Below are 5,186 nucleotides of genomic sequence, written 5' to 3' on the forward strand. Positions count from 1 at the left end.
TACGACGTGGCGGTGGAGCTGGTGCCCGCCGGGCACCGGCCGCCGGGCCGTCAGGCCGTGCCGTCGTACGCGTCACGCAGGGCCTGGACGTCGATCTTGCGCATGCCGAGCATGGCCTCGGTGACGCGGCCCGCCTTGACCGGGTCGGGGTCGCTCATCAGCTCCATCAGCGTCCTAGGGATGATCTGCCAGGACAGGCCGTAGCGGTCCTTGAGCCAGCCGCACTGGCTCTCCGCCCCGCCCTCGACCAGCCGGTTCCACAGCTCGTCGACCTCGGCCTGGTCCGCGCAGTCCACGAACAGCGAGATCGCCTCGGTGAACCGGAACGCCGGACCGCCGTTGAGCGCGACGAACGGCTGCCCGTCCAGCTCGAAGTGCACCAGCAGCGCCCGGCCCTCCGGACCCGGCACGACCTGTGTGATCTGCGAGTTCTTGAAGATGGCGGTGTAGTGGGCGGCCGCCTCCTCCGCCTGGTCGTCGAACCACAGGTACGGAGTGATCTTCTGCTGCATGCCGGTCTCCTTGCCTCGTACGCGAATGGGGAGCGGTGCGTCCGCTCCCCATTCAACGCCCGGCACGGGACATCCGCCCGCTTCCGCCGCGGCCGATCAGGGCTGGGCGTGATCCTGCGCGCACGAGGAGCCGGTGCACACCACGCTCAGGCGGGGATCCGGCACACGGCGCTGACCGGGGTGAACGGCCGGACCCGCCGGCCAAGCGCGCCCAGCAGCGAGTCCTCGACGTGGAAGTCGCGCACCCGCAGCCGGTAGCGGACCAGCTCCTCCTCGGTGGGGCAGAGCACCCGCGCCTCGATGTCGTCGTTGTCGACGTACCGCACGCCGCCGCGCTCCTGCAGGATCACCGTGCTCACGTCGTCGGTGCTGATCACGTGTCCGCGCACCTCCTCCGGCACCCCGGCGGCGGTCCGGACCGTCGTCACCGTCATCGGCAGCACCGGCGTCATCACCACGGGCACCGCCGCGGCCAGCAGCACGATCGCGATGCCGGGCTGGGCGAGCGCCGCCAGCGGCCGCACCAGCCGGCCGGGCAGCGGCCCGGTCACGCCCGGCGCCAGCACCGGCGGCACCACCAGCAGCGCCACCGCGAACAGCTCACCGGTGGCCCAGCCCTCCCGCACGGTCGGCGCGACCAGCCACCCGTACCCCGCCGCGAGCACCGCGACCGTCACCGCCCACCGCGGGCGCGGCCAGCCGAGCGCGGACAGCTCGCGCTGGAACACCGCGACCGCCGCGACCGCCAGCAGCGGCAGGTAGATGATCTGCCAGGTGGCCAGCGCGATGACGAACACCGAGCCGAGGAACCAGGCCGGGGCCAGGGCGAACCACCGGGCGAACAGCGGCGGGCGGCGCGGCGACCCGGCCGTGCTCACCGCCAGCACCGCGCCCAGCGCGAACACGGCGACCAGGCCGGTGGTGACCAGCCGGGTGGCGGTGGTGAACAGGGCTGCCAGCAGGTTGACCGGCCCCACGTTCGCCACCAGCAGCAGGGTGGTCTGCAGCTCGCCGCCCGCCTCGATCCACAGCCGCATCACGGAGAAGATCGCCGGCACGCCGACGGCCACGGTCCAGAAGCCCTGGCCGGCCCGCCACGGGCTGCGCTTGCGGGCCGGTCCGGGCGGCGGCGCCGCGGTCATGGCCGGGGCGCCTTCTCGTCGTAGTCCACCAGGTCCGGTGCGTCGATCGGCGGCTGCATCACGTCCTCGCCCAGCCAGGGCCCGAGGGTGCGCCGGTATGCGGCCAGCCACGGGCTGGTGTCGGTGCGCTGCCCGGTATCGAAGCTCTTGCGCAGGAAGAACGCGACCAGGTCGCGCAGCGCCGGATCCTGCTTGGACACCCCGACGCCGAGCCGCTCGTTGGCGCCGATCGGCACGTCGACGACGTGCAGGTCCTTGGGATGCTCGGAGAGGTAGCCGGCGAGGATGGTCTCGTCGGTGGAGAAGGCGTGCGACTTGCCGGCCAGCAGCCGCTCCAGGCACACCCGGTTGGTCGCGGCCGGGTAGACCTTCAGGCCGCGACCGGTGAACTCCCGCTCGCCGGTCGAACCGCCGACCACGCAGGTCTCCCGGCCGGGCTGGGCCAGGTCGCTGAGGTCGCGGATGGTGCCCCGGTCGGCGACCCGGATCAGCAGCTCCTGCTTGGTCACGAAGTACGGCCCGACGAAGTCGATCTCCTTCTCCCGCTCGGGCGTCATCGAGTAGCTCGCCACGACCAGGTTCACCTTGCCCGACAGCAGGGCGTTCTCCCGGTCCTCGGTCTGCAGCGGCACGAAGTCGATCCGGCTGTCGCCCTGGAAGCCCAGCGACTCGGCGAGATAGCGGGCGATCTCGATGTCGAAGCCCTCGAACCGGCCGTCGATCAGCTTGCCCATGAGCGGCTGGTCCTCGGCGACCCCGATCTTTATCTTCGGCTTGCCGTACACGGAGGTCTGCTTGAACAGCTCGTCCACGGTCCTCGGGGACGGGTCCTTGTCCGGGCCGCAGGCCGCGGCGCCCGCCAACAGCATCGTCAGCGTCACCGCGGTGGCGGTCAGCAGCGGCCGCAACCGCGGCCGGGCAGGGGTGTCAGTCATCGGCGGCCTCGTTCCTGGTGGGACGGCGCCGGTCCAATGTAGTCGCGCGCTACCACACGGTGATGCCCGCCAAGGCAACGTTTCGATGAAGCAGCCGATCCGGCACCGGGTGCGGCGAGGGCTGCCGGACCGGACGCGCTCCGCACCGCGTGACACTCCGGCACAGGTGAGCTTCCGCAGCGCGTGACAACTTCTGGGTTGTCAGGTCAACCCAGAAGTTGTCATGTCCGGGGCCGTAGTGCCGCCGCCCCGACCGCGCCCAGCAGGCGGGCGCTCAACAGCCCGTCGCCGAGGCCCAGCGCCACCAGTCCGTCGAAGACCCGCCGCTCCCGGCTCGCGGCGTGGATGCCCGCGTCGACGAGCCACGGCCGTGTGGTCAGCCGCGCCACGGCGGCCGTGTGCCGCAGGTGCCGCCCCAGCCGGGCACGCAGCGCGCCCGCGTACGCCGCGCCCGCGCGCGAGCCGCCGGGGGACACCGCCGCCCGCCCGGCCAGCATTCCCGAGACCAGGGCGTAGAAGATGCCCTCGCCGGTGAACGGGTTGATCAGCGACAGCGCGTCGCCTACGAGCAGGATCCGCCCGTGCCCCGGCCGGGGCCGCCGGTTCGACAGCGGCAGGTGGTGCGCCCGTGCCCCGGACAGCGCCGCGGCGTCGACGTCACCGAGCAGGTCGTGCATGCGTTCCAGCAGGTGCGCGCGGCTCAGCTCGGCGCCGGAGGCGGGCTCGCCGTAGCCGACGTTGCGCCGCCCGTCCCCGATCGGGAACGACCAGGCATAGGCCGGACTGTTCCCGCCAGCCATCACGATCCGCTGCCCGCCCGCGCCGTCCGGCGCAGCGGGCAGCGGCGCGTAGGCGCGGATGGCGACGGCCAGCGCGCCGGGCGGGTTGCGCGGCACGCCCAGCAGCCGGCGCACCGTCGAGTTCGCACCGTCCGCGCCGACCACCACCCGGGCGGCCAGGCCGTCGCCGAGGTCGACGCCGTCGCCGCGCACGGCGAGGCGGCGCACCGTGTGCCGCCGCAGCTCCGCCCCGGCCGTGACCGCCGCCGCGACCAGCCGCGCGTCGAACACCTCGCGCGGGATGACGTACGCCGGTTCCGGCAGCGCTCCGGTGACCCGCGCGCCGCCCGGGCCGGTCAGGGACAGCGAGCCGACCGGCGCGAACCCGTCGGCGAGCCCGGCGGCCCCGAGCGCGGCGGCCACCCGCAGCGCCTGCGGGGCGATGCCGTCGCCGCAGGCCTTGTCACGCGGGAAGTCCGCCCGGTCCAGCAGCAGTACCCGCGCGCCGAGCCGCGCCGCCGCCAGCGCCGCGGCCGATCCGGCCGGCCCGGCGCCGACGATCGCGACGTCGTACACCCTCCCAGCATCGGCCGTCGCCGCCGGCGGCGCCACCGGTATCGATATTCCGTTGCCGCGCCGCGGCGTCCGTGATGGAGTGATCACGCCCCGGCGGGTTCATAGCGGGTGTCTGCCAGACAAAGTGCGCTGGGATCCGTCATCCCGTGCTGACAGGCCTCTTTCGCCTGACATCCCGTCCTAGCCATCGGGCCCGCTCCGGGGCGCCCTTTCCATCCCTTCGCACGAGGAATCAGCCATGGGCACGACTCGCGAGATCATCATCAAGAACACCCACCGCGGCCTGCGCTACGAGGACGGCCGCCTCACCGCGGTGCTCGACGCGGGCCGCTACGAGCTGCCCGCCGCGCGCCGCCGCTGGGGCCGCACCGACCCGGTGGTCGAGGTGACCCTCGTCGACATGCGCGAGCGCGAGCTCACCCTCAAGGGCCAGGAGATCCTCACCGCCGACAAGGTCGCGCTGCGGGTGAGCATCCTGACCCACTTCAAGGTGGTCGACCCGGTGGCCGCGGTCGAGCGGGTGGACAGCTACACCGACCGCGTGTACAGCGACGTGCAGCTGGCCGCGCGCCGTTCCCTGGCGTCCATGACGCTGGAGGAGATCCTCACCAACCGCAACCGCCTCTCCGAGGACATCCTGCGCGACGTCCAGGGCGCCGCCGGCGGCTACGGCGTCGAGATCCTGCGCGCCGACGTGAAGGACATCGTCTTCCCCGGCAACCTCCAGGAGGTCATGAACCGGGTGCTCACCGCCCAGCGCCTCGCCGAGGCTCAGCTCGTCGACGCGCGTACCAAGGCCGAGAAGGACGTCCTGGAGGCCCGCGCCCGCGCCGAGGCCGACCAGGTCACCGCCGCCGCCCGGCGCGAGGCGGTCCGCCTGTCCGCCGAGGCCGACGCCGCCGCCCACCGCATCCGCACCGAAGCCGAGGTCGAAGCCCTGAACCGCCTCGCCGAAGCCGCCGCCGTCTACGCCGACCACCCCGCCCTCCTCCGCCTCCGCGAACTCGACACCATGTCGGCGCTGGGCGCCAACGCCGAAGCCCGCCTCTACATCGGCTTCGACAAACACACCACCCCCTGTGGGAGGTGACCGTGCTGGCCACCAGCCGCGAGCCGCTCGGCATCGCGGGCGAGCTGGTCTGGCGCATCCCGCCGCTGTCGCTGGCCCCGGCGGCCGGGGATGCGCCTGCTCGGTGTCGTCCTCGCGGACCAGGGTGCCCGCCGGGCGGTGCTTGACCCGGT

At 73.4% G+C, this 5,186-nt stretch carries 5 protein-coding genes; 1 reads left to right on the plus strand and 4 read right to left on the minus strand.

Annotated features, from left to right (window positions below; translation table 11 throughout):
- Positions 1-50: 50 nt before the first annotated feature.
- From AB0J67_RS39030 to AB0J67_RS39045, 4 genes are all read right to left on the minus strand, one after another.
- A complete protein-coding gene (locus AB0J67_RS39030) occupies positions 51-512 on the minus strand; it encodes a VOC family protein (RefSeq protein ID WP_363490515.1) in 462 nt (153 codons plus the stop codon).
- A 146-nt stretch (positions 513-658) separates the two neighbouring features.
- Positions 659-1,654 (minus strand): hypothetical protein, encoded by a 996-nt coding sequence (locus tag AB0J67_RS39035; RefSeq protein WP_363490517.1) that lies wholly within the window; start codon positions 1,652-1,654, stop codon positions 659-661.
- On the minus strand, positions 1,651-2,589 hold the full coding sequence (locus AB0J67_RS39040; RefSeq protein ID WP_363490519.1) for a transporter substrate-binding domain-containing protein: 939 nt from the start codon (positions 2,587-2,589) through the stop codon (positions 1,651-1,653). The genes AB0J67_RS39035 and AB0J67_RS39040 overlap by 4 nt, the downstream gene beginning before the upstream one ends.
- 221 nt (positions 2,590-2,810) lie before the next feature.
- Positions 2,811-3,944, minus strand: coding sequence for a geranylgeranyl reductase family protein (locus tag AB0J67_RS39045; RefSeq protein WP_363490521.1), 1,134 nt, complete (start codon positions 3,942-3,944; stop codon positions 2,811-2,813).
- Positions 3,945-4,182: 238 nt separating this feature from the next.
- On the opposite strand from AB0J67_RS39045, the gene AB0J67_RS39050 reads away from it, so the two are divergent.
- Positions 4,183-5,034, plus strand: coding sequence for a slipin family protein (locus AB0J67_RS39050; RefSeq protein ID WP_363490523.1), 852 nt, complete (start codon positions 4,183-4,185; stop codon positions 5,032-5,034).
- Positions 5,035-5,186 lie beyond the last annotated feature (152 nt).

Origin of the sequence: Catellatospora sp. NPDC049609 (assembly GCF_040675365.1) — a bacterium.
In the GTDB taxonomy this organism is placed as follows: Bacteria; Actinomycetota; Actinomycetes; order Mycobacteriales; family Micromonosporaceae; genus Catellatospora.